At 72.2% G+C, this 24,928-nt stretch carries 15 protein-coding genes and 1 pseudogene; 7 read left to right on the top strand and 9 right to left on the bottom strand.

Features of this window, described 5'->3' with window-relative positions:
• Positions 1-371: 371 nt before the first annotated feature.
• The 5 genes from ACFV1W_RS23470 to ACFV1W_RS23450 form a co-directional block, all read right to left on the bottom strand.
• Positions 372-1,376: a LacI family DNA-binding transcriptional regulator gene (locus ACFV1W_RS23470; RefSeq protein ID WP_380419175.1), complete on the bottom strand. Its 1,005-nt coding sequence runs from the start codon at positions 1,374-1,376 to the stop codon at positions 372-374.
• A gap of 121 nt (positions 1,377-1,497) precedes the next feature.
• Entirely contained in the window at positions 1,498-2,961 is a 1,464-nt protein-coding gene (locus tag ACFV1W_RS23465) for a glycoside hydrolase family 1 protein (RefSeq protein WP_380419174.1), read from the bottom strand.
• 41 nt (positions 2,962-3,002) lie between these two features.
• Complete coding sequence (locus ACFV1W_RS23460) at positions 3,003-3,863, bottom strand: carbohydrate ABC transporter permease (protein WP_380419173.1); 861 nt, start codon at positions 3,861-3,863, stop codon at positions 3,003-3,005.
• A 5-nt stretch (positions 3,864-3,868) separates the two neighbouring features.
• Positions 3,869-4,852, bottom strand: coding sequence for a carbohydrate ABC transporter permease (locus tag ACFV1W_RS23455; protein ID WP_380419172.1), 984 nt, complete (start codon positions 4,850-4,852; stop codon positions 3,869-3,871).
• 83 nt (positions 4,853-4,935) lie between these two features.
• Positions 4,936-6,288 carry an ABC transporter substrate-binding protein gene (locus ACFV1W_RS23450; protein ID WP_380419171.1) on the bottom strand — a complete coding sequence of 451 codons (1,353 nt, stop codon included), beginning with the start codon at positions 6,286-6,288 and terminating at the stop codon, positions 4,936-4,938.
• Between the two features lie 274 nt (positions 6,289-6,562).
• Here ACFV1W_RS23450 and ACFV1W_RS23445 point away from each other — a divergent pair, with 274 nt between their 5' ends.
• Positions 6,563-7,597 carry a LacI family DNA-binding transcriptional regulator gene (locus tag ACFV1W_RS23445; protein ID WP_380419170.1) on the top strand — a complete coding sequence of 345 codons (1,035 nt, stop codon included), beginning with the start codon at positions 6,563-6,565 and terminating at the stop codon, positions 7,595-7,597.
• 17 nt (positions 7,598-7,614) lie between these two features.
• Here the strand turns inward: ACFV1W_RS23445 and ACFV1W_RS23440 are convergent, their stop codons facing one another.
• Positions 7,615-9,144, bottom strand: a complete 1,530-nt coding sequence (locus ACFV1W_RS23440) for a cellulase family glycosylhydrolase (protein ID WP_380419169.1) — start codon at positions 9,142-9,144, stop codon at positions 7,615-7,617.
• Between the two features lie 107 nt (positions 9,145-9,251).
• On the bottom strand, positions 9,252-11,267 hold the full coding sequence (locus tag ACFV1W_RS23435; RefSeq protein ID WP_380419168.1) for a glycoside hydrolase family 6 protein: 2,016 nt from the start codon (positions 11,265-11,267) through the stop codon (positions 9,252-9,254).
• Positions 11,268-11,637: 370 nt separating this feature from the next.
• Between ACFV1W_RS23435 and ACFV1W_RS23430 the strand changes: the two genes are divergently transcribed.
• The gene (locus ACFV1W_RS23430) at positions 11,638-14,619 is read left to right on the top strand and encodes a glycoside hydrolase family 48 protein (RefSeq protein ID WP_380419167.1); all 2,982 of its coding nucleotides are present in this window, start codon (positions 11,638-11,640) and stop codon (positions 14,617-14,619) included.
• Between the two features lie 380 nt (positions 14,620-14,999).
• The gene (locus ACFV1W_RS23425) at positions 15,000-16,472 is read left to right on the top strand and encodes an endo-1,4-beta-xylanase (RefSeq protein ID WP_380419166.1); all 1,473 of its coding nucleotides are present in this window, start codon (positions 15,000-15,002) and stop codon (positions 16,470-16,472) included.
• 201 nt (positions 16,473-16,673) lie between these two features.
• Here ACFV1W_RS23425 and ACFV1W_RS23420 read toward each other — a convergent pair whose 3' ends face one another.
• Positions 16,674-17,705: a LacI family DNA-binding transcriptional regulator gene (locus ACFV1W_RS23420; RefSeq protein ID WP_380419165.1), complete on the bottom strand. Its 1,032-nt coding sequence runs from the start codon at positions 17,703-17,705 to the stop codon at positions 16,674-16,676.
• A gap of 208 nt (positions 17,706-17,913) precedes the next feature.
• On the opposite strand from ACFV1W_RS23420, the gene ACFV1W_RS23415 reads away from it, so the two are divergent.
• From ACFV1W_RS23415 to ACFV1W_RS23400, 4 genes and pseudogenes are all read left to right on the top strand, one after another.
• Positions 17,914-19,206: an ABC transporter substrate-binding protein gene (locus ACFV1W_RS23415; RefSeq protein WP_380419164.1), complete on the top strand. Its 1,293-nt coding sequence runs from the start codon at positions 17,914-17,916 to the stop codon at positions 19,204-19,206.
• Positions 19,203-20,106: pseudogene (locus ACFV1W_RS23410) on the top strand (carbohydrate ABC transporter permease). Before ACFV1W_RS23415 ends, ACFV1W_RS23410 begins: the two are co-directional and overlap by 4 nt.
• Positions 20,106-20,924: a carbohydrate ABC transporter permease gene (locus ACFV1W_RS23405; protein ID WP_380419163.1), complete on the top strand. Its 819-nt coding sequence runs from the start codon at positions 20,106-20,108 to the stop codon at positions 20,922-20,924. Before ACFV1W_RS23410 ends, ACFV1W_RS23405 begins: the two are co-directional and overlap by 1 nt.
• An 86-nt stretch (positions 20,925-21,010) precedes the next feature.
• Entirely contained in the window at positions 21,011-23,302 is a 2,292-nt protein-coding gene (locus tag ACFV1W_RS23400; RefSeq protein WP_380419180.1) for a glycoside hydrolase family 3 N-terminal domain-containing protein, read from the top strand.
• Between the two features lie 30 nt (positions 23,303-23,332).
• Here ACFV1W_RS23400 and ACFV1W_RS23395 read toward each other — a convergent pair whose 3' ends face one another.
• Complete coding sequence (locus ACFV1W_RS23395; RefSeq protein WP_380419162.1) at positions 23,333-24,298, bottom strand: alpha/beta hydrolase family esterase; 966 nt, start codon at positions 24,296-24,298, stop codon at positions 23,333-23,335.
• Positions 24,299-24,928: the final 630 nt, after the last annotated feature.

The raw sequence follows: 24,928 nt of genomic DNA, 5'->3' as shown, positions 1-24,928 counted from the left end.
GGGGGGGGGGCGGGGGGGGGGGGGTGGGGCGTGGTGGGCGGGGGGGCGGGGGGGGGGCGCGGGGTGCCGGCCCCCCCCCCCCGCGCGCGCTTGGTCCCCCCCCCCGCGACATGGCTCCGGATCCGGAGCCATCCGGTCTTGTCGACGGCGACAGTGTTGGTCTGCCCGCGACAAGCTGTCAACTCTTTCGGCGAAGAACGCGAAAGAATCGGTCGTATCCCGCACCGCCTCCCTGGCAGGATCTCGCAGGTCAGATGATTGCCGATGGCCGCGACCGCGAGGATCGCGCCGTTCCTTTCCGGGGCTGACGGCAATGCCTGGTGCGGGTCTCGCGAAAGTTTCGGGCCACCGGGGGCTCCTCCGCGGCGCGGTCAGCCCGACGCCCGGACGACCAGCCGCGTGGGGAGCACCACCGATTCGCCGCGCGCCGGGTTCGCCAGCAGCAACTCCATGGCGCGGGAGCCGAGTTCCTCCACCGGCTGGCGGACGGTGGTCAGGGCCGGGCGGCAGCGTGCCGCGACGGGGGCGTCGTCGAAGCCGATCAGCGCGACGTCCTCCGGCACCCGCCGACCGTGCCGCCGCAGGGTCCGGAGGGCGCCCGCGGCCATCTGGTCGGAGGCGGCGAACACCGCGTTCACCTCGGGGTGCTGGTCCAGCAGCCGCTGCATCGCGTGCTCACCGGAGGCGCTGCTGAAGTCGCCGTAGGCCACGGCGGGCCGCACCGCGGCCACCGCGGCCGTCGCCTGGCGGTAGCCGGCCAGCCGGTCCGCGCCGGCGGCGGTGTCCGGTGGCCCGGCGATGGTGGCCACCGAGCGGCGCCCGGACGCGCACAGCCGCCGCACCGCGTCCTTGGCGCCGGCGAGGTTGTCCGCGTCCACGAACGCCACCGTGCCCGGCTCCGGCGGCCGCCCCAGCGACACCACGGGCACCCTGGCCGTGTGCAGCAGCCTGATGAGCGCGGTGTCCCCCCAGGGGCCGACCAGCAGCACGCCGTCGACGTGACCGCCGCACAGGTAGCGCACCAGCCGTGGCCGCCGGGAGCGTCTCGGTACCGTGAAGACGGCCAGCTCCCGCTCCGCGCCCGGCAGGGAGCGCCGCAGCCCGGCCAGTAACCGCACCGGGAAAGCGTCGGAGTGGTACTGCACCGGGTCGGCGAAGACCACGACGGCCACCACGCCGGTCTCCCGGGCACTGGCCGCCCGGAGGCGGACGTACGCCAACTCGCAGGCCGCCCGTTCCACCCGGGCCGCCACGTCGGTGGCCACCGGGGCGGAACGATTCAGCACCCGGGAGGCGGTCGCGGTGGAGACACCGGCGCGCCGGGCGACCTCGGCCAGTGTCGGGGCGGGGTCGTTGCTGCGCAAGGGCTGGGGCATGGGGGCCGTCCTGGATCGATCCTCGACACGGGAACTGCACCCCGAACTCGTCGTGCGCCGGTCCACCCACCGGCTGCCAGCTTGGAGGGTTGAACGGCCTGCGTCAAGGGATCCGGCGCCCTCACCCGGGCAGGTCGGGCAGCGTGTTCCGGCGGATCACCTCCGCGTACCACCGGGCACTGTCCTTGGCGGTCCGGGCCTGGGTGGCGTAGTCCACGTAGTACAGACCGAACCGTTTGCCGTAGCCCCACGCCCACTCGAAGTTGTCCATCAGCGACCAGAGGAAGTAGCCCCGCACGTCCGCTCCGGCGGCGATCGCCCGCCGGACGGCGTCGAGGTGCCCGCGCAGGTAGTCGATGCGCTGCGGGTCGTGCACCGAACCCTCCGCCGTCGGCCGGTCGTCGAAGGCGGCACCGTTCTCGGTGACCATCAGCGGCAGCCCGGGGTGTTCGCGGTGGAGCCGCAGCAGCAGGTCGGTCAGGCCGGAGGGGTCGATCGGCCAGCCCATGACGGTGCGCGGGCCGGGCGCGCGGTGGAAGAGCACGTCGGCACAGCCGACGAAGGGGGACTGGGCACCGTCGCCGTGGCCCGCCTCGCTCGCGGTCGCGGAGCCCGGGTCCTGCCCGTGGGGCAGGGCCGAAACCACCGTCGGGGTGTAGTAGTTGACGCCCAGCAGATCGACCGGCCGGGCGATCGCGGCCAGGTCGCCGTCGTGGACCAGGTCTTGCCAGTCGACCAGGTGTTCCGTGTCGGCGAGCAGGTCGTCGGGGTAGCCACCGCCCAGCATCGGTCCGGTGAAGACCCGGTTGCCCACCGCGTCGATCCGGCGGGCGGCCTCGCGGTCCGCGGCGGACGCGGTGAGCGGCCGCACCTCGTGCAGGTTGAGCGACACGGCGATCCGCGCGTCCCGGGGCAGCGACGCGCGCAGCACCTCGACCGCGCGTCCGTGGCCGAGGTTGAGGTGGTGGGCCGCGCGCAGGGCGGCCGTCCAGTCGGCGCGGCCCGGGGCGTGCACCCCGGAGCCGTAACCGAGGAAGGCCGAGCACCAGGGTTCGTTGAGGGTGGTCCAGATGCCGACCCGGTCGCCGAGGGCGTCCGCCAGCAGCGCGGCGTAGTCCGCGAACCGCTCCGCGGTGTCGCGGGCCGGCCAGCCTCCGAGGTCCTCCAGGTCCTGTGGCAGGTCCCAGTGGTAGAGCGTCACGGCAGGCTGGATGCCGTGCTCCAGCAGCTCGTCCACCAGGCGCCGGTAGAAGTCCAGGCCCCTTTCGACGGCCGGCCCGCGGCCGGTCGGCTGCACCCGGGACCAGGACACCGAGAACCGGTAGGCGCCCAGACCCAGCTCGCTCATCAGCCGGACGTCCTGCCGGTAGCGGTGGTAGTGCTCGGTGGCGCGGTCACCGGTGTCGCCGCCGGCCGTCCGTCCCGGGGTGCGGCTGAAGGTGTCCCAGATCGAGGGGGACCGGCCGTCCACGTCGACGGCCCCCTCGATCTGGTACGCCGCCGTCGCGGCTCCCCAGAGGAAACCGGTGGGGAAGGCGGAGGGGGAGGCTTCGACCGGGGCCGAGCCGGTCCGTGTGGAAGTCATCGCTGGCTTCTCCCTTTCTGGCGGGGTTCATCGACTGACGATCAGTTCTTGACGGCGCCGGCGGTGATGCCGCCGACGACCTGCCTGCCCAGCAGGGCGAACACCAGCAGCAGCGGCGCCGTCCCGAGCAGCGAGCCGGTGAGGATGACGGCCTGGTCGGAGTCGTACGATCCTCCGCCGAGGCCGGCCAGCGCGACCTGCACGGTGGGATTGCTCTGGCTCAGTGCGATCAGCGGCCAGAAGAAGTCGTTCCAGGACTGCACGAAGACCAGCATGCCGAGCACGGCCATCCCGGGCCGGGCGATCGGCAGCACCACGCTCCACAGGATCCGCAGGCTGCTCGCGCCGTCCGTCCGGGCCGCCTCGACCAGTTCGATCGGCAACGCCTCCGACAGGAACTGCCGCATGAAGAACACCCCGAACGCGGCCACCAGGTTGGGCAGGATCACCGACTGCAGCTGGTCGGTCCAGTGCAGCCGCGCCATGATCTGGTACAGCGGGATGACGCTCAGCTGGGCGGGCACCATCATGGTCGCCACCACCAGGCTCAGCAGGGCGCTGCGGCCCCGGAACGGCAGTTTGGCGAAGGCGAAGCCGGCCAGGGTGGCGAACAGCACGGTGCTGACGGTCACGCAGCTCGCCACCACCACCGAGTTGAGCAGCGCCCGGCCCATGTGGACCTGGTTCCAGGCGATGTCGAGGTTGTGCCACAGGTTCCCGCCGGGCAGCAGCGGGGGCGGGGTCTGCGCGATCCGGCCGCCGGAGGTCGAGGCGCCGACCAGCGTCCAGTACAGCGGGAACAGGGAGAGGACGGCGACGAGGATCAGCACCGCGTACGTGAACGGTCCGGCTCCGGTGAGGCCGCGGGCTCCTGCGCGCCGTCGTCCCGGGTTGACGGCCATCGCTCTCAACCTCCGTTCCGGGCGCGGCGGACGCGGGCCAGGGCGAGGTTGAGCGCGCCGATGGCCAGCAGGATCAGCAGCATCGTCCAGGCCACGGCGGCGGCCCGGCCGAGGTGGAAGGCGTACCAGCCCTGGTCGTACAGGTACAGCCCGAGGGTCTGGTACTGGTGGGCCGACCCGCCGCTGTGGCCGGTCGCTCCGCCGCCGAACAGCAGTGGCTCGCCGAAGAGCTGGGTGGCCCCGATGCTGGAGACCACGACGGTGAACAGGATGGTGGGCCGGATGGACGGCACCGTGACGTGTCGGAACTGGTGCCACCGGTTGGCGCCGTCGAGCGCCGCCGCCTCGTACAGGTCGTGCGGGACGGCCTGCATCGCGGCGAGGTAGATCAGGGCGTTGTAGCCCGTCCAGCGCCAGGTGACGATCGTGGAGACGGCGATCCGGGAGGTCCAGGTGCCGCCTTCCCAGTCGACGTGGCCAAGGCCGAGGTTGCCCAGCAGCCAGTTGACCATCCCGTAGTCACGCCCGAACAGCAGCGTGAACACCAGGGTCGCCGCCGCGATCGAGGTGGCGTACGGCGCGAGCATCGCGATCCGGAAGAAGCCGCGGCCGCGGAGGCGGTAGTTCAGCAGGTGCGCCAGACCGAGGGCCATCAGCAGCTGCGGCACGGTGGACAGCAGGCCGATGGTGACGGTGTTGCGCAGGGCGTTCCAGAACAGGTCGTCGTGGAGCAGCCGGGTGTAGTTGTCGAAGCCGCGCCACTGCATCTGGTCGGACGTCTGCAGGTCGACGCTGTGCAGCGAGACCCAGCCCGTGTAGACCAGCGGGAACAGCCCGAAGGCGAGGAAGCAGAGGAAGAACGGCGCGACGTACAGGTACGGCGAGGCCTTGAGGTCCCAGCGGTAGAGCCGGGCGCGCCAGGGGCGGGGCGGCGGGGGAGCGGGGCGTGGCCTGCCGAGGGGAGTGGCCGGGACGGCCTCGTCGAGCATGGTGAAGACCTCTCTGGGGTGGGGCCGGCCCCGCCCGGCCGGACGGCGGGGCCGGGGCGGGCGGACGGCGGGGAGACCGGGTGTCAGTCGTTGACCTTGTCGTCGATCTCCTTGACCGCGTTGCTCCACGCCCTGGCGGGGTCGCTCTGGTGCTGCTCGATGCTGAGCAGGGCGCCGTTGGTGAGGGTGTCCTTGACCAGGCCGTCCCACTCGCCGATCACGGTCGGCTGGATGGACTGCGCGGTGGCGGCGTAGATCCGGCCGGTGGGCGTGTCGCCGAAGAAGTCGAGTTCGGCGTTCTGCACCTCCGGCTGGCTGAGCGCCTTGGTGTTGGACGGCAGGTTGCCGACCGTGGTGAAGACCTTGGCCTGCTGGGCGGGAGCGGTGAGCCAGGCGGCGAGGGCCTCGGCCTCCTTCTGGTGCTTGCCGGCCTTCGGTACGGTGAGGAAGGAGCCGCCCCAGTTTCCGGCGGCCGGCGCGGTGGCGATGTCCCACTTGCCCTTGTTGGCGTTCCCGGACTTGTCGGCGACGATGGCCGTCATCCAGGACGGGCAGGCGACCGTGGCGAACTTGGAGTTGGCGAACGCCTGGTACCACGGTGTGTCGAACTGTTTGAGGCCGGCGCTGATCCCGGCCTGGATCGCGCCGGTCGCCAGGGCCCAGGCGTTCTTGACGCCGGGGCTGTTCTTGTAGTCCAGCCGGCCGCTGCTGTCGTCGTACTGGGTGGTGCCGGAGGACACCACGGCGTTGAACAGACCGCCCGCGGAGTCGGTGAAGAAGGTGCCGGCGGGTGCCTTGGCCTGGTACTGCTTCCCCGTCTCGACGAACTTGGCCCAGTCGCCCTTCCAGAGCTTGGCCACCTCCTCGCGGTCGGTGGGCAGCCCGGCCTGCTGGAACAGGTCCTTGCGGTAGCAGATCGCCATCGGGCCGATGTCCGTTCCCAGGCCGATGGTGCGGCCGTCCGCCGTGCTGGCCTGCTGCGACTTCCACGGCAGGAAGGCGCCCTTGTCCACCCCGTCCGCCTTGCCGAGGTCGGCGAACCTGTCCGCCTGCTTCTTCACCACCTGGGCGATCCGGCCGACCTCGACCGCCTGGATGTCGTCCAGGCCGCTGCCGGAGGCGAGGTGGGTCTGCAGGGCGGGGTAGTAGTCGGTCTCCTGCTGGACGGTGTGCTCCACGATGGTGATGCCGGGGTGCTCCCGCATGTAGGCGTCGAACAGGCCGGCCTCCTTGAAGCCGAAGGTGCCGTAGTCGCCGACGGTCAGGGTGATCTTGCCGTCGGAGGCCGCAGTGCCGCCCGAGCCGGAGCTGTCGCACCCGGCGACCAGCAGGGCGCACAGGGCGGCGGTCGCGGCGCTCAGCAAGGGCCTGGGGGCCTTGCGCAGGGGGAGGAGGGCGGTGGCTCTGCCACCGTGGGTGGTGCCGGGGTTCCGCATGGCCGAATCTCCTTGTCCAGGCTGGGTGCACGGCTGTGCCGCGCCACTGGGGCGGTGCTCGGAACGGGGCAGTGCGAGTGTGCGCGATGCGCATGGGAGCGCTCCCACTGTGATGTGGGAAGATTGCTTCGCCGCGCGAGGCGTGTCAAGGGCGGGCAACGGCTCCGTTACCGGACCGTGTCGTCCCGAGCGCTCCCGCCGCGGTCCTCGCCGTCCGCCGTCCGTCCGCCGTCCGCCGTCCGCCGTCAGTCCACCGTCCGCCGGGAGAACGATCATGAGCCGAGTCGAGCAGCAGCCACCCGCTGCCCGCCCCACCCTGGAGGCGGTGGCGGCGCGGGCCGGAGTGGGTCGGGGTACGGTGTCCCGGGTCGTCAACGGCTCGCCCAAGGTGAGCGCCAAGGCCCGGGCGGCGGTCGAACAGGCCATCGCCGAACTGGGCTACGTCCCCAACCAGGCGGCGCGCTCCCTGGTCACCTCCCGGACCGACGCGGTCGCCCTGGTCATCCCGGAGAGCGTCGCGAAACTGAGCTCCGAGCCCTACTTCTCCGACATCATCACCGGCGTGTCCGCCGAACTCGCCGATTCCGAACTGCAGTTGCTGCTGGTGCTGGTCCGTGACGAACACGAGCGGGAGCGGCTGACCCGCTATCTCACCGCCCGCCGGGTGGACGGCGTCCTGCTGGTCTCGGTGCACCAGGACGATCCGCTTCCCGAGCTGCTGGAGCGGCTGGAGCTGCCCGCGGTGCTCGGCGGCCGCCGCTCGGAGGAGGAACCGCTGAGTTACGTCCACGCCGACAACGCCGGCGGTGCCCGGGCGGCCGTGCGGCACCTGCTCTCCCGGGGCAGGGCGGCCATCGGGACCGTCACCGGGCCGCTCGACATGGAGGGCGCCGCGGCGCGCCTGGTTGGTTACCGCCAGGCGCTCGCCGAGGCGGAGGTGCCGGCGGACGAGGGACTCGTCGCCCATGGGGACTTCACCGAGCGCGGCGGCCGCGAGGGCATGCGGGAACTGCTCGCCCGCCGGCCCGGACTGGACGCGGTGTTCTGCGCTTCGGACCTGACGGCGGCGGGTGCGTTGCAGGCGCTGCGCGAGGCCGGCCGGCGGGTGCCGCAGGACGTCGCCGTGGTCGGCTTCGACGACTCCGTGGTGGCTCGGCACACCGAGCCGCGGCTCACCAGTGTGCGACAACCGACTGAGGAGATGGGGAGGTTGATGGTCCGCTCGCTGCTGGAGGAGATCGCCCGGCCGGGCCGGTTCCGTCGGCAGACGGTCCTGCCGACGGAACTGGTGGTGCGGGAGTCCTCTTGACCGGGTCGGCCCGGCCGCTACGTGCCGGCCAGGTGGGCGCGGTAGCCGGCGCCGAAGGCCGTCGGCGTGCCGTCGTAGGAGCTGATCAGCGCCGGGCCGCTGCCGCAGTCCCAGGTGTTCCAGGCCCAGGCGAGGTAGGAGACGCCGTGCTGGTCCAGCCAGGGCAGCAGGGCGTCCAGGTAGCCGTGCGCGCAGTCGTTCTCGCCCAACTCCCCGGCGACGACCGGCACCTGGGCGGCGAGCGGGGCGATCTGGCCGTCCCAGCAGGAACCGGTGCTGCAGGCGTTGAAGTTGTACGAGTGCCAGGACGCGGCCAGGTTGTGCAGCGGATCGTCGGGCCGGTGCGAGGCCCACTGGGTGAGGTCGTTGGCGTACTCCTGGCCGCCCAGCATCAGGACGTTGTCCGCGCCGGTCGAGCGCACCGCGTCGACCATCGCCTGCATCCCGGCGACCTGGTAGCCGATCCCGGGGCAGCTGCCGCCGTCCCGCCAGCAGGTCCAGCCGCTGTCCTCGCTCCCGGTGGCGCGTGACGGGTACGGCTCGTTGAACAGGTCGAAGACGATCGCGTCGTCCCCCTTGAAGGTCTGGGCCACCGAGGTCCAGAACGGGATCGCGCCGGCCGCGTCCGGCATGGGCTTCTGGCAGGTGGCGTTGGCGTCCGGGCAGCCGGCGGACGGTCCGGTGTACGCCCCGTCGCTCCAGTGCAGGTCCAGCACCACCACCAGGCCGTTCCGTTCCAGCAGGTCGACGTAGCTGCGCACCGCACCGATGTAGGCCGAGCCGGAGTAGGCGGGGTCGACATCGGAGTGGCCGAGCCAGCAGTCCTCGTTGAGTGGCACCCGGACGGAGTTGACGTGCCAGGACTTCATCGTGGTGACGGACGCCTGGTCGGCCGGGCCGTCGAAGAATCCGCGGCCCTGGACGCACATGAACTCGGCCCCGGAGCGGTCGACCCCGTGCAGGGTGATCGGGGAGCCGTCGGCCTTCGCCAGCGTCCTGCCCGCGACGTGCACGGCCGGGGCGGGCCCGCTCGGGGGCGGCGTGGTCGGCGGCGTGCCGGTCGGTGTGGGGGAGGGGCTCGGCGACGGGCTCGACCGGGGCCCGCAGGGGGTGCCGTTGAGGGTGAAGGCGGTGGGGGCGGTGTTGGCGCCGTTGTAGGAGAAGTTGGCGCTGGTGGTGTAGGCGGCGCCGGGGTTGATGGTGGGGGCGTAGCCGGGGTTGGTGACGGTGACGGCCTGTCCGGTCTGGCTCCAGGTGCCGTTCCAGCCGTTCTGGAGGGTCTGGTTGCCGGTGTAGGAGTAGCCGAGGGTCCAGCCGTTGATGGGGGTGGTGCCGGTGTCGGTGATGGTGAGGTTGGCGGTGAACCCGCTGCCCCAGTCGTTGACGGCGTACTTCACGTCGCAGGAGGTGCCGGAGGCGGGGGCCGGGGCGGAGGTGGTCGCGGAGGCGGTGAGGGGGAGCACGGCCAGGGCCGCGCACGCGGCGGTGGCGGCCGCCAGTACGGTCGTGCGGGCAGGGGCGGTACGGGGTGGGACGCTACGGGGCATGCCGGGTCCTCGTGGGTGGGGGCCTGGGCCGCGGGTGCGGCCCTGGCCGGGTGAGGTCAGCTCGCGGGGCGGGTCAGTTCGCGTGGGCGACCGACCCGCCGCGCGGGTCAGCTAGCGGTGCAGGTCAGCGTCGGAGCGGTGTTGCCGCCCGAGTAGGTCGCCTGGAAGCCGAAGCTGGTGGTGCCGTTGGGCGCCAGCGCGCCGTTGTAGGCCTGGCTGGCGGCCGTCACCGCGTTGCCGCTCTGGGCGGTGGTGGCGTTCCAGCTGTTGGTGATCTGCTGGTTGCCGCCCCAGGACCAGGTGACCGTCCAGGACTTGGTGGCCGTGCTGCCCGTGTTGGCGACGGTGACACCGGCGGTGAAGCCGCTGCCCCAGTCGTTGCCCACCGTGTAGCTCGCGGAGCAGCCCCTGCTGCCACCGCCACCGCTCGCCGCCGCCGTGGTGCCGGTCACCGCGGCCGAGGCGGCGGAGACGTTCCCGGCCGCGTCCTGCGCCGTGACGGTGTACTGGTAGGCGGTGGCGGCGGAGAGCCCGGTGTCGGTGTAGGCGGTGGTGGTCACGGTGGCGACCTTGGCCCCGTTCCGGTACACCGAGTAGCCGGTCACGCCGGCCGGGTCGGTGGAGGCCGTCCAGCTGAGCGACACGCTGCTGCTGGTGGTGCCGGTGACGGTCAGTCCGCCCGGCACGCTCGGGCCGGTGTTTCCGCCGGAGCCGCCGCCGAACGCGGGGTAGGCGTTCTGCACCAACTGCCGGAACTGGGCCGGGAACCACTGGCCGGCCGGGATGTTGCTGCCGGGGATGGAGTCGGTCGGGTAGGTGTTGCCGTTGCCGTCGCTCTGGGTGCCGTTCGGGTCGCAGTGCGGGTCGCCGTGGGGGTGGGAGGCGTCGGGGTAGTCGCCGTCCGACTCGCCCGGCGGCTTGACCCAGAGGAACGCGATGATCGGGCTGCCCGCACCGTACGGCAGGGACTGCGGACGTTCCCCGATGCCCGAGCCGTTCACGTTGCACCAGTCGCCGCGGAAGGGCTTCCGGTCGACCTTGTTGGCTGCGACGTACGCGTCCACCGTGGTGGGGGTGGAGTCGAGCGCGGTGGGCCGGCCGGCACCGCCCCAGCCGTTGCGCGAGGTGTCGACCAGCATGCCGATGCTGCTCGGGAACCCGTTGGACACCAGGGTGGAGTACATCGCGGCGTCGTAGTGGTACTCGTCGAACGCGGGGTTGTACTGGTAGAAGTTCGCCGACTTGAGCGGCTGGCCGCCGACCGTCAGGTCGGGGTTGGTGAGGAACGGCTCGGTGAGCGGCGTGGTGTTGGCGGTGTCGCTGATGAAGCCGTCGATGCTGGCGAACCCGGCGGTGGTGGCCTGGGCGACCTTGGCGTACTCCTTGCCCGCCGGAACCATGTTGTTGGACCAGCCGAGCCAGCCCGCGTGGCCGATGTCCAGGTAGTTGTACACGTTGGGGACCGCGTGCAGCTTGTTGAGCGCGTACTCGATGCCCGACTCGTAGTACGGGGTGGCGGTGGCGCAGGTCGGCTTGGACTGGTTGGTCACGGCGTTGGGCAGCGAGTCCGGCTCGATGACGGCCGCGATCCGGATGCCGGCGTACTTCGGGTTGGCGAGCAGGGCCGCGATCGGGTCGATGTACTGTGCCTCGTAGGTGGCCAACCCGGCTGCGGTGGCGGGGAGTTCCCCGTTGGAGGCGATCGCGGCGCAGTCCCGGCCCGGCAGGTCGTAGATGACGACCTGGAACACCACCGGCGTGGTTCCCTGCTGCTGCTGGGCGAGTGCGTGGTCCAGGTGGGCCTGGAGGCCGAGGTGGGTGGCGTCGCCGGCGATCGCGCCGATGTGGTCCATCCAGACGGCGGTGGGGTTGGCGGCGACCTGGGACTCCAGAGCGCCCAGGGTGCCGCCGTCGGCCGCGGCCTGGGCCTTGACCTCGGCCGCGAAGTCGGGGTTGAGGTAGCCGGTGGCACCGGCGAACGGGTTGGTGACGTGAACGGCGGCCGCCGGGGCGGGCGCCGCGTGCGCGGGGGCGGCGGCACCGATGCTCGGCAGCAGGCCGGTGGCGCCGAACAGCGTGGCGGCCGCTGCCGTGCGGAGCCGACGCAGGACGGGATGAGGCACGTCCGGGTCCTTTCCGATGGGTGGGGATTCCTGACGGGATCGCGGTTGTTCGAGTGGGAACGCGCCCACTCCGGGCGCAGCGATCCCTTCACATCAAGCCAGGACCCGAGAAACGGCGTCAATAGCGGCGGGAGCGCTCCCAGAAGACGCTGTAACTTACACGCCGCCGATCCGGGCGGCCCACCGCCCCGGGGCCCGGCTCCGCGCTGGTCGCCGCCGTGGTGCGGCCCCGGCGGGCCCGTCGGCCGGCCCTGCCGGGCCCTGTGGGCGCTTCCCATGCCGGGCCCGCACCCCCACGATGTCGCAACACCTCCGTCCGCCGCGCACCCCCGGTCCGCGCGGCGGTACCCCACCCATCTGGAGGACGCGCATGCGACGCAAAGCCCTGCACGGCAGGGGCGACCGGCCCACCATCACCGCGACGGCCACCGCACTCGCCCTGATCGGCGCGGCGGGCGGTGCCCTCACCGCACCCGCTGCGGCGGCCACCGGGCTGTCCTGCGGCGTGAGTTACGCCGTCAACGACTGGGGCAGCGGGTTCACCGCCAACCTCACCATCACCGACACCGGCGCCACCCCCATCAACGGCTGGACCCTCGGCTACTCCTACACCGGCAACCAGACCCTCCAGAACGGCTGGAACGGCACCTGGAGCCAGACCGGACAGGCCGTCACCGTCACCAACCCCGGCTACGCCCCCACCATCAACCCCGGCGCCGCCTACACCACCAGCGCCAACTTCTCCTACAACGGCGCCAACACCGCCCCCACCGCCTTCACCCTCAACGGCACCCCCTGCCGCGGCGCCCACCAGCCCCCGACCGTCTCGCTCACCGCCCCGGCCGCCGGGCAGACCTTCACCCCGGGTTCCACCGTGACGCTGTCCGCCGACGCGGCCGCCGCCGACGGCACCGTCTCGAAGGTCGACTTCTACGCCTCGACCTCGGCCGGCAGCAACACCCTGATCGGCACCAGCAGCACCGCGCCCTACACCGTCAAGTGGGCGAACGTGGCGGCGGGCGACTACTCGATCACGGCCGTTGCCACCGACGACGCCGGTGCCACCACCACCTCTAGCCCGGTCGCGATCAAGGTGGCCGGTCCGAGCGTCGTGGTCAGCCCCGCCTCGCTCGCCGTCCAGCAGGGGAGCACCGGCACCTTCACCGTCGCGCTGTCCCAGGCGCCGACCGCCGACACCACGGTGACGGTGGCCCGTTCGGGCAGCGACCCGGACCTGAGCGTGACCTCCGGCGCCGCCCTCACCTTCACCCCCGCCAACTGGAACGTCCCGCAGACCGTCACCGTCGCGGCCGGGACCGACGCCGCCCAGGTCGGCGGCACCGCCACCTTCACCGCTGCCGCGGCCGGCTTCGGATCCGGCGCCGTCACGGTGACCGAGGCGGCCCGGACCTCGGGCTACGACCAGTACTTCCTGGACCTGTACAGCAAGATCAAGAATCCGGCCAACGGGTACTTCAGCCCGCAGGGCATCCCCTACCACGCGGTGGAGACCCTGGTGGTGGAAGCGCCCGACTACGGCCACGAGACCACCTCCGAGACCTACAGCTACTGGCTGTGGCTGGAAGCCGACTACGGGCGGGTCACCGGCGACTGGACGGGCTTCAACAACGCCTGGACCAGCCTGGAGACGAACCTGATCCCCAGCCACGCCCAACAGCCCGGCCAGAGCACCTACAACCCGGCCAAGCCCGGCCAGTACGGTCCGGAGAAGGCCCAACCGGACCAGTACCCGGTCAAGTTGAACGCCAACGTGCCGGTCGGCACCGACCCGCTGTCCGCCGAGCTGAACACCGCCTACGGCAGCCCGGACGTGTACGCCCCGGCCTGGCTGCTGGACACCGACAACAAGTACGGCTTCGGGCAGTGCGAGGACGGCACCAGCAAGCCCAGCCTGATCAACACCTTCCAGCGCGGCCCGGAGGAGTCCGTCTGGGAGACCGTGCCCCAGCCCGACTGCGACGTCTTCAAGTACGGCAGCAGCGGCTCCGGCTTCCTCAGCCTGTTCAACGACGGCGGCGGGTCGTTCAGCAAGCAGTACAAGTACACCGACGCGCCCGACGCGGACGCCCGGCTGGTCCAGGTCGCCTACTGGGCGGAGCAGTTCGCCAAGGCGCAGGGCAGGAGCGCGGCCATCACCGCGACCCTGTCCAAGGCCGCCAAGCTCGGCGACTACCTGCGCTACTCGCTCTACGACAAGTACTTCAAGCAGGCGGGCAACTGCCTGGGCTCCACCACCTGCCCCGGCGGCACCTCCAAGGCGAACGAGCAACTCGGCCTGATGACGTGGTACTTCGCCTGGGGCGGGGCGGCCGACGGCAGCTGGTCCTGGCGGATCTCCGGCTCCGCCGCCCACCAGGGCTACCAGAACCCGATGGCGGCCTGGGCGCTCGCCAACGACCCGGCCCTGAAGCCGCTCTCGCCGAGCGGCGCCACCGACTGGGCGGGCAGCCTGGACAAGCAGCTGCAGTTCTTCCAGTGGCTGCAGTCCGGCGAGGGCGGCATCGCCGGCGGCGCCACCAACAGCTGGGGCGGGAACTACGGTGACGACGCGGCACCGCCGGCGGGCGACCCGACCTTCTACGGCCTGTACTACGACTGGCAGCCGGAGTACCACGACCCGGCCTCCAACCAGTGGTTCGGCTTCCAGACCTGGTCGATGGAGCGGTTCGCCGAGTACTACTACGCCACCGGCGACACCCGGGCGAAGGCCATCCTCGACAAGTGGGTCCCGTGGGCGGTGTCCGTCTCCCGCGCCGACCCGGCCACCGGCACCCTGACCACCCCCGACAAGCTCAGCTGGACCGGCGCGCCCGACACCTGGAACGCCACCAGCCCCGGAGGCAACACCGGCCTGCACGTCACCGCGAGCGGCACCGCGACCGACGTCGGCGTGGCCGGCTCGCTGGCCAAGACCCTCGCGTACTACGCCGCCAAGTCCGGTAGCAGCGGCGCCCGGAAGTTCGCCCAGAACATCCTGGACACCCTGCACGCCAAGTACACCGACCGCCTGGGCTACTCGGCCGCCGAGGCCCGCCCCGACTACAGCCGCTTCACCCAGCCGTACTCGCCGTCCACCCACCAGGGACTGTACGTCCCCTCCGGCTGGACCGGCAGCTACCCAGACGGCACCAGCATCAGCTCGGCCAGCAACACCTTCCTGTCCATCCGGCCCTGGTACACCAAGGACCCGCAGTGGTCCAAGGTGCAGGCGTACCTCGACGGCGGCGCGGCACCGGTGTTCAACTACCACCGGTTCTGGGCCGAGGCGGACATCGCCACCGCCTTCGACACCTTCGCCCAGCTGTTCCCGACGGTGAACCCGGGCAGCTGAGCGGCCCGCCCGGCCGGGCCCGCCCGCCCGCGCCCCGATCCCGGCCCCGGTTCCGCGCACCGCCGCGGAGCCGGGGCCGCAGGCGCGTGCAGGGGAAGGCACCTGTCCAGGAAACCCGGCAACCTCCGGCCGGAATCGGCCGCGCTTCGGCGGGCGTTTCCGAAACATCATCGAAACATTCAAACACGTATTGACGAGCCCCGTGCACTCCGAGTTACCTAGCCACGGAAGCGCAACCCACCCGGGCGCCGTCGCCGGACGACCGCCGCAGCGCTTCCGTTCCCCGAACCGACGGCCCCACCGCCGTCATCGCTCGTGCGCCACGACCCGCCGACGGTGCGGGTGCGCACGTCCCCCTGGAGCGACGCTGGAGGGCGACCATGCCTCTTCGAAGGACCCTGATCGGAATTCACCGTGCCTGGACCGCCGCACTGGTCCTGGCGCTGGTTCTCGCGGCCGGCGCGCTGGCCGCGACGACCCCGGCCGCGGCGGCCGGCAGCACGTTGAAGGCGGCGGCAGAAGCGAGCGGCCGGTACTTCGGCACCGCCCTGTCGGACGGCGACCTCGGTGTCGGCGGGGAAACCGCCGTCGTCGGGGCGCAGTTCGACGCGCTGACCCCGACCAACGAGATGAAGTGGGAGACCACCGAGCCGTCCCCCGGCTCGTACGACTTCGGGCCGGGCGACCAGCTCGTGCAGTTCGCCCGGGCGCACGGCACGCGGGTGCGCGGCCACAACCTGGTGTGGCAGAACCAGCTCCCCGGCTGGATGACGAACCTGCCGCTGAACCAGGTGCGCTCCGCCATGGAGGCGCACATCACCGCGGAGGCCACCCACTACAAGGGGCAGGTCTATGCCTGGGACGTGATCAACGAGCCGTTCAACGGCGACGGCTCCCTCGTCCCGGACGCGTTCTACCGGGCGATGGGAGCGGACTACCTCGCCGACGCGCTGCGCACCGCGCACGCCGCCGACCCGGCCGCGAAGCTCTACATCAACGACTACAACATCGAGGGCGTGAACGCGAAGAGCGATGCGCTCTACAGCCTCGCCCGGTCGCTGCTCGCCCAGGGCGTGCCGCTGGGCGGCATCGGGTTCGAGAGCCACTTCGTCGTCGGCCAGGTCCCCGCCGACCTGCGGGCCGACATGCAGCGGTTCGCGGACCTGGGCCTGGACGTGGCCGTCACCGAACTGGACGACCGGATCCAGCTGCCAGCCTCCGCGGGCGCCCTCCAGCAGCAGGCCGCCGACTACGCCGCCGTGGTGCGGGCCTGCCTGGCCGTCTCCCGCTGCGTGGGTGTGAGCCAGTGGGGCGTGGACGACGCGCACTCCTGGATCCCCGGCACCTTCCCCGGGTACGGCGCCGCCACCATGTACGACGACAACGACCGGCCCAAGCCGGCCTTCGCGGCGGCGCTCTCCGCCCTCGGCGGTTCGAGCACCGGCGGCGGTGGCGGCACGACGGGCGAGCTGCGCGCGGTCGGTGCCGGCAAGTGCCTCGACGTGCCGAACGGTTCGACCACGGCCGGCACCCAGGTGCAGGTCTACAGCTGCTGGGGCGGCACCAACCAGATCTGGACGCACACCTCCGCCGACCAGCTGAGCGTGTACGGCGACGCGAGCCGGATGTGTCTGGACGCCTCCGGGCAGGGCACGGCTCCCGGCACCAAGGTGGTCGTCTGGCCGTGCAACGGCCAGGTCAACCAGCAGTGGCACGTGAACACCGACGGCACCGTCAGGGGCGTCCAGTCCGGTCTGTGCCTGGACGTGTCCGGCGGCTCCACCGCCGACGGCGCCCTGGCCCAGCTGTGGACCTGCAGCGGCCGGAGCAACCAGCAGTGGACCCTCGGCTGACCGAGCGGTGCGGTGCGGCCGGACGGCGCCGGGTTCCCCGGCCGGCCGGCCGCACCCCTTTTCGCTTTTCGCGGTCCCGGGGCCCGGGCGCCCGACGGCCCGGCCGGCTCGACGGCCCGGACCGCCCGACCGGGACCGCCCGACCGGGACCGCCCGACCGGGACCGCCCGACCGGGACCGCCCGACCGGCCCGACCGCCCGTCAACCACGCCCCGCCTGGCCGGGGACGGCCGTTCGCGGCGGGGCGGTGCTGCTGCGCTGGACCAGGCTGGTGGCCAGGTCCACCCGGAGCGTGCCGGGCTGCACCCCGCGGGCCAGGTCGATCACCAGACGGGTCGCCACCTCGGCCATCTCGGTCAGCGGCTGGCGCACGGTGGTCAGGGGCGGCCCGACCCAGCGGGCCAGCGGCAGGTCGTCGAAGCCGACCACGCTGAGATCCTCCGGAATGCGCAGTCCCAGCTCACGGGCGGCCTCGTACAGGCCGAGCGCCTGGAGGTCGTTCCCGGCGAACACGGCGGTCGGCCGATCCGGCAGGCCGAGCAGCTCCAGTCCGAGCAGGCGTCCGGACTCGTGGTGGAAGGAGCCCTCGCGGACCAGGTCCGCGTCGTACGGGATGCCCGCCATGTCGAGCGCCGCCCGGTAGCCGCCGGCCCGGGCGCGGCTGCACATCATCCGGGCGGGGCCGCCGATCAGGCCGATCCGGCGGTGTCCGAGGTCGAGCAGGTGCCGGGTGGCGGCGAGGCCGCCGTCCCAGTTGGTGGTGCCGACGGCGGGCACGTCCTGGCCGGGGTCGCCGGCCGGGTCCAACACCACGAACGGGATGTCCCGGCGGGCCAGTTGCTCGCGCAGCGAGCGGTCCAGGTCGGACAGCACCAGCACCACACCGGTGGGGCGCCGCGCGAGCACCCCGTCCACCCAGGACTGGCCGGGGCCGTGCCGTTCGGCGGACTCGGAGAGCACGATGCTCAGTCCCTCCTCCCGGACGGCGTTCTCGACGCCCCGGATCACCTCCACGGCCCAGGCGCTCTCCAGCTCGTGGAAGACCAGCTCCAGCAGCGGGCTGGCCCGGCGGTTGCCGCGCCGCCGCCGGTAGCCGTACCGCTGCAGCAGTTCCTCCACCCGCTCCCGGGTGGCGGGCGCGACGTCGGCGCGCCCGTTCAGGACTTTCGAAACAGTCGGCGCGGAGACTCCGGCCTCCTGCGCGATCTCGGCGAGCGTGGCCGCTCTGGTCACGGGTTCCTCCTGCACTGCCCCTGCTGGGCGAACTCCGTCGTGGATGGCTGTACGGGACGGCCGCGGGTGGCCGTACCGCACGGATGCTAGCCCCCCGGACGAGTCGCGGGCCGATCCCGTCGGGGCTCTTGACGGACGGTCACCGCGGATCTAGGTTTCGCAGAACATTCGGCAACTTGCTCGAAACATTCGAAACAGAGGGCAGGATATGCGATCGAGAGTCGCCGCGGTCACCGCGGTCACCGCACTCGTCCTGGGGACGTCCGCCGCCTGCGGCTCGGGAGGCTCCTCCTCCGACTCCGGCGACGGCACGATCCACGTGCTGGTCTACGGTGACGCCGCCAACAAGGTCGAGAAGCAACTCGTCGACACCTTCAACAAGACCTCCAAGGTCAAGGCCGTGCTGGACACCATCCCCGGCGCGGACTACCAGCAGAAGCTCCAGACCGTGATCAACACGCCGCGGGCCCCCGACGTCTTCTTCAACTGGGGCGGAGGCTCCATCCGGCCGTTCGTCAAGGCGGGCCTGCTGCTGCCGCTGGACGACTTCATCGCCAAGGACCCGGGCCTGAAGGACAACTTCCTTCCCTCGGTCTTCAATTCGGCGGTGGTGGACGGCAAGCCGTACGGGGTGCCGATGCGCGGCACCCAGCCGGTGCTGCTGTTCCACAACAAGAAGGTGCTCGCGGAGGCCGGGCTCACCCCGCCGAAGACCTGGGACGACCTGGTCGCCGCCACCAGGGCCCTGAAGGCCAAGGGCATCACGCCGATCGCGCTCGGCGGCGGCGACCAGTGGCCCACCCTGATGTGGTTCGAGTACCTCTACGACCGGATCGCCGGCCCCGGCCTGTTCCAACGGGCGCTCGGCGGCGACCGCGAGGCCTGGGCGAGCGAGGACAGCCGCAAGGCGCTGGCCACCCTCGAACAGCTGGTCGCCGCTGGTGCCTTCGGCAGCAACTACGACTCCGTCAAGTTCACCGACGGCGGCTCCCCGGCCCTGGTCGCCAAGGGCAAGGCGGCCTTCGAGCTGATGGGGTCCTGGTACTACTCCACCCAGCAGGACGCCAACCCCGACTTCGCCGAGTCCGGCCTCGGCTACACCGGCTTCCCGGCCCTGAACGGGGGCAAGGGCGACCCGGCCGATGTCGTCGGCAACACCAACAACTTCTACTCCGTGCTCAAGAGGACCAAGCACCCGGAGGCCGCCGCGGCCTTCCTCAAACTGATGTACTCCGACGAGTTCGTGAAGGCCCAACTGGCCATCGGGAACCTGCCGACCACCACCAGTACCGTCAACTTCCTCGACCTCTCGGCCAGCCCCGGGTACTCCAAGGCCCAGTACGAGCTGGTCAAGGCCGCCCCCTCCTTCCAGCTCTCCTGGGACCAGGCGTACCCGCCGAGCGCCATGACCCCCATGCACACCGCCGTCCAGCAGTTCTTCGACGGCAGGCTCGACGCCGACGGCTTCATCAAGGCCATGCAGGCCTTGCCGACCTCATGACGCGCACCGGGCGCCCGGGCGCGGCGGCGGCGACCCGCCCGGGCTTCCTCTGGGCGCTGCCGGCGGCGGTGTTCTTCCTGATGTTCGCGCTCACACCGCTGCTGCTGGTCGTCGTGCTCTCCTTCACCAGCTGGGACGGCATCGGCACACCGCGCTTCAACGGCCTGGACAACTGGACCGCCCTGCTCCACGACCCGGTGATGCTCCAGTCCGTCTGGACCACCCTGCTGCTCACCGCCCTCGGCGTGGTGACCCAGACGCCGGTCAGCATCCTGCTCGGCGTCTGGGCCGCCGGACACCAGCGCAACCGGGCCGTCCTCTCGGCGGTCTACTTCGTGCCGCTGCTGCTCTCGGCCACCGCCGTCTCGGTGGTGTGGCGGGCCGTCCTCGACCCCAACTTCGGCGTGCCGGCCCAGCTCACCTGGTTGTTCGGCGACGGCAACCTGCTGGGCGGCAAGGGCGGCGCGATCGGCGTGCTCACCTTCGTCGGCGTGTGGCAGTTCACCCCTCTGCACGCCCTGATCTACCAGGGCGGCGCCCGGGCCATCCCCCAGGTGCTCTACCAGGCCGCCGCCGTCGACGGCGCCGGCCGGGTACGGCAGTTCCTCCACGTCACCCTGCCGCAGCTGCGCAACACGATCATCACCTCGGTGATCCTCATGGTGGTTGGTCGGCGGACTGACCACCTTCGACACGGTGCTGATCCTCACCCAGGGCGGCCCCGGCACCGACACCACCGTCACCGCCTACTACATGTACCAAAAGGCCTTCAAAGGCTTCGACTTCGGTGTGGGCTCCGCCATCGCACTGGTCCTCGTGGTGGTAGCCACCCTGATCTCGCTCGCGGTCGTCCGGCTCTCCGGCTACGACCGGATGCGCGGCACGGCGGAGGGCCTGTGATGCGACGACGCCCCAACGTCCTGGCCGGGTTCGGCTCCCTGGTGTGGCTGGTGCTGGTGGGCCTGCCGCTGTACGTCCTGCTGATCGCCACCTTCCGCACCCGCTCCGACTACTCCACCGAGGGCCCGCTGAAGCCGCCCGCCCGATGGACCCTGCGGAACTACCTGACGGACCTGTCGAACGGCTTCGGCCAGGACTTCCTCAACACCCTGACCGTCACCGCCGGTGTGGTCGCCATCGTGCTGCTGGTCGTCCCGCCGCTCGCCTACGCCATCGTGCGCGCCCGCGGCCGGGCGACCGGCTGGGTGTTCCGGCTGTTCCTGCTCGGGCTGGCGATCCCCGCGCAGGCGGTGATCGTGCCGATGTTCTACGTCATCAGCCAGACCGGCCTGTACGACCACCTGATCGGCGTCATCCTCCCGACGGCGGCCTTCTGCCTGCCGGTCTGCACCCTGGTGCTGAGCGGTGCGATGCGCGACATCGGCCCCGAGCTCTACGAGGCGATGGCGATGGACGGCGCGTCCCCGGCACGGGTGTTCCGCCGGCTGGTGCTCCCGCTGTCCAAGGGCGGACTGTCCTCGATCACGGTCTTCGCCGCCCTCCAGGCCTGGAACGGCTTCCTCTTCCCGCTGATCCTCACCCAGTCCGACTCCACCAAGGTCATCACCCTCGGCCTGTACGAGTTCCAGACCGAACACGGCGTGGACGTGCCCGGACTGCTCAGCGCCGTGGTGCTGTCCATGCTCCCCGTCCTCATCGTCTACCTGTTCGCCCGCCGCGCCCTGGTCCAGGGCCTGACGGGGGTCGGAGGAAAGTGAACGACCACCGCAACCCCGAGCCCGCACCCGCCTGGCGGGACACCTCGCTCACCCCGGAGGCCAGGGCCGACGCCCTGATCGCCGTGATGACCCTGCGGGAGAAGACCGCCCAACTGGTCGGCGTCTGGGTCGGCGCCGACGCCGACGGCGAGGAAGTCGCGCCCCACCAGCACGAGATGGAGCCGCCACCCGACCTCGACACCCTCCTGCCCTTCGGGCTCGGCCAGCTGACCCGGCCGTTCGGCACCGCCCCGGTCGACCCGGCGCTCGGCGCGCTCTCGCTGCTGCGCACCCAGCAGCGGATCGCCGCCGCCAACCGCTTCGGCATCCCGGCCCTCGCCCACGAGGAGTGCCTGGCCGGCTTCGCCGCCTGGGGTGCCACGGCGTACCCCGTACCGCTGTCCTGGGGCGCCACCTTCAATCCGGAGCTGGTCCGGACGATGGCCGCGGCCGTCGGACGCGACCTGCGGTCCGTCGGCGTGCACCAGGGCCTCGCGCCGGTGCTCGACGTGGTCCGCGACGCCCGCTGGGGGCGGGTCGAGGAGACGATCGGCGAGGACCCGTACCTGGTCGGCACCATCGCGACCGCCTACGTCCAGGGCCTGGAATCGGCCGGGATCATCGCCACGCTCAAGCACTTCGCCGGGTACTCGGCCTCCCGCGCCGGCCGCAACCTCGCCCCTGTCTCCATGGGCCCGCGCGAGCGCGCCGACGTGATCCTGCCGCCCTTCGAGATGGCCGTGCGGGAAGGGCGCCCCCGCTCCGTCATGCACGCCTACACCGACACCGACGGCCTGCCCTCCGCCGCCGACCGGGCCCTGCTCACCGGACTGCTGCGGGACACCTGGGGCTTCACCGGCACGGTCGTCGCCGACTACTTCGGCATCGCCTTCCTCCACACCCTGCACGGCGTCGCGGAGGACCGGTCCGCCGCCGCCGCACTGGCCCTGGAGAGCGGGGTCGACATCGAGCTGCCCACCGTCGACACCTTCGGACAGCCGCTGTTCGACGCGGTCGTCTCGGGCACCGCCCCGGAGCGGCTGATCGACCGGGCGCTGCGCCGCGTCCTCGTCCAGAAGGCCGAACTCGGGCTGCTGGACGCCGACTGGTCGCCCGTACCGGCCGCCCTCGCCGACGCGGACCCGAGCGAACCGCGGGCGCTGCGCGGCCTGGTCGACCTGGACCGGCCCGCCAACCGGGCGCTCGCCGCCGAACTCGCCGAGCAGGCCGTGGTCCTGCTGCGCAACGACGGCCTGCTGCCGCTGGGCGAGCCCACCCGGATCGCGCTGATCGGCCCGAACGCCGACGAACCCACGGCGGTCCTCGGCTGCTACTCCTTCCCCGTGCACGTCGGCAGCCGGCACCCGGACACCCCGCTCGGCATCGGACTCCCCACCCTGCGCGAGGCGCTGGCGGCCGAGTTCCCCGGCAGCGAGCTGTGCACGGCGCGCGGAGTCACCGTCGACGGCGAGGACACCGCAGGCATCGCCGAAGCCGTGCGGGCCGCCGAGCGGGCCGATGTGGTGGTGCTCGCCCTCGGCGACCGGGCGGGGCTGTTCGGGCGCGGCACCAGCGGCGAGGGCTGCGACGTCGCATCGCTCGACCTACCCGGGAGACAGGGGCAGTTGCTGGACGCGGTGCTGGACACCGGCAAGCCCGTGGTGGTCACCCTGCTGGCCGGGCGCCCCTACGCCCTCGGGCGCGCCGTCACCGAGGCGGCCGGGATCGTCCAGTGCTTCTTCCCGGGGGAAGCCGGGACGGAGGCGCTCGCCGGGGTGCTCAGCGGGCGGGTCAACCCGTCCGGACGGCTGCCCGTGTCCGTCCCCGCCCACCCGGGGGTCCAGCCCTCGACCTACCTGGCCGCCCGGCTGGCCCAGGCGGGCGGCGTCTCCAGCACCGACCCGACACCCGCCTACGGCTTCGGGCACGGGCTCGGCTACAGCGAGTTCGCGTGGTCCGGCCCGGAGGTGCGGGAGGCCGAGACCGGCACCGACGGCGTGTTCCGGCTCGCCTTCGAACTGCGCAACACCGGCCCGCGGGCGGGCACCGAGGTGGTGCAGCTGTACCTCCACGACCCGGTGGCAACCGTCGTCCAGCCGGTTCAGCGGCTGATCGGCTACCGGCGGATCCCGCTGGCAGCCGGAGCCGCCTGCCGGGTGGAGCTGGCCCTCCCCGCCGACCTGGCTTCCTTCACCGGCCGCGACGGCCGGCGGATCGTCGAACCCGGCGCCCTGGAACTGCGGATCTCCGCCTCCAGCACCGACCCCCGCCTCACCGTGCCGCTGCGCCTCACCGGCCGGGCACGAGCACTCGACCACACCCGCCACCTCCACCCGACCGTCACCGTCCACGACCTCCCACCGGCCGGCACCCCGTGACGGAGGAAGCCCCTCGGCTCCGAAGCCGGTTCAGCTGCGGGCCCGCACGGGGCCGCTGCCGTCCAGCCCCATGAAGTGAACGGCGTAGGCGGCCATCGGCGTGCCCTTGACGGGCAGCTGGTGGCCGGCGCCGGTGATGCTGTACGTCTCGACCTGCGTGACGCCGGAGCGGTTGGCGTACCGGGCCCGGTTCCAGTCGGTGGCCGGGGTGTCAGTGGACGACGGGGTCTGGCGCACCCCGAGGACGTTCGTCCACTGCTTGGTCTCCTCGCCGAGGTCGCGGTGGTTCAGGATCGGGTCGGCGGTGCCGTGCCACAACTGCACGCGGGGGCGGCGCCCGGTGTAGCCGGGATCGGCACGGCGCACCAGGTCGCCCCACTGCTGCGCCGTCATGGAGACCTGGCCCCCGGCGCACGGACCGTTCCAACCGCGCACGGTGCCCGTGTGGAAGCAGTGGTAGGGCACGCCCATGAACGCGGCGCCCGCCCTGAACACGTCCGGGTAGTCGGCGAGCATGACGTTCGTCATCATCCCTCCCGACGACTCGCCGGTGACGTACACGGCGTCGGGGTTCCCGCCGTAGTGCTGCTCCGTGTACCTGATCATCGACATCAGCCCGACCGGGTCACTGCCGCCGTTGCGCGTCAGCGCCTGGTCGGACGAGACGTCCCAGCAACTGCCGCCGGGGCTGGTCGAGGGGTAGACGACGATGAACCCGTACCGGTCGGCCAGCGCTCCGAAGTCGGTGCTGGAGTACAGGTAGGGCCCGGAGCCCTGGCAGCCGTGCAGCGCCAGCAGGATCGGCGGGTGCGCCCTGACGCCGTTCGGCACGTACACGTACATCTGCAGGTCGGTCGGGTTGTCGCCGAATCCCGTGATCCGGGTCAACGAGGCGGCGCCGGCCTGGGGAGCGACGGACAGGCTAGCCCCGAACGCGGCGCCGATCGCCAGCAGCACGGCGAGCAGTCGGGACTTCAAGTACCGGGAAGGCAGCATGGGACCTCTTCTCGACGGGCTGTCGACGCTGCATCAGTGACCGTCGGTTGTCCAGGAGCAGTCAAGGCCCCTCCGCCACACCCCGGCGATACGGCCGGTGGGTCCGGTCCCGCTGGTGAAAGTTTCACCGTGACGGCGGCACGGCCGGCCGGGCCCCCTTCCCCGCGACGGACGGCGGAGAGGGGTCAGACGCACCAGAACAGGAACGGCTTGCAGGCAGGCGTCGCCGTTGCCGTGGGAGCGGCCGGGCTGGGCGACGGCCGGGTGGGCGGCGCCGTGGCGGGCGCCGTCGGCCGGGGAGCGGTCGGCTCGGTCGGGGCGGCGTGCGACGGCGTGGCCGTCGTCCTCGACGCGCCGGGCCGGGCGCCGGTGGCCGACGGCTGCGTCAGGGGGCTCGCCGTACCCGGCGCGGCCGTCGCCCTTGCGGGAGCGCTCGCGGGCCCACGGGTGGACGGTGCGGCCGTCGACGTGGACGCCGTCGTAGCGCCCGACGTGAGCGGGACCGCCTCGCCGTCGTCCTGGCCGAAGGCCACCACAGCGGTGGCCAGTCCGACCGCCGTCACACCGAGCGCGGCCAGCGTGAGCCGGGCGCCGCGCCGCCGGGTCGTTCGGCGCCGGGCCCTCCGCGGC

The sequence above is a fragment of the Kitasatospora sp. NPDC059648 genome (genome assembly GCF_042734825.1).
Taxonomy (GTDB): Bacteria; Actinomycetota; Actinomycetes; order Streptomycetales; family Streptomycetaceae; genus Kitasatospora.
This window is presented reverse-complemented; position numbering and strand designations above follow the sequence as displayed.